The sequence below is a fragment of the Psychrobacter sp. CAL346-MNA-CIBAN-0220 genome, from assembly GCF_040309805.1.
GTDB lineage: Bacteria > Pseudomonadota > Gammaproteobacteria > Pseudomonadales > Moraxellaceae > Psychrobacter.
The window spans coordinates 1-255 of sequence record NZ_JBEOPF010000498.1 but is presented as its reverse complement, the minus strand read 5'-3'; the positions used below and the strand labels follow the sequence as shown (position 1 = coordinate 255).

At 41.2% G+C, this 255-nt stretch carries 1 protein-coding gene; it reads left to right on the top strand.

All coding sequences use genetic code 11. From position 1 onward, the window contains the following. Positions 1-255 (top strand): leukotriene A4 hydrolase C-terminal domain-containing protein (locus AAEY88_RS14530; protein WP_350563527.1); only part of this gene is annotated, 255 nt, incomplete at both ends.

Genomic DNA, 255 nt, shown 5'->3' with positions numbered 1-255 from the left:
CCTTTATATTAACAGACAGCCACAATGCCGAAATAGCATGTGATTGGTATCGAGTCGCCATTCGTAATCATTTTGATCCCGTGTTGCCTGCGCTAAAAGACTACTTATGCCGGATCGGCCGAGGAAAGTTTGTTAGGCCATTATTTGTTGAATTACAAATAGCCGGTTACCAGCAAGAATTAGTCAATATTTATGTTAAAGCTCGCCCTGGTTATCATCCTTCATTGCAAGTGCAGCTAGACAATTTACTTAACC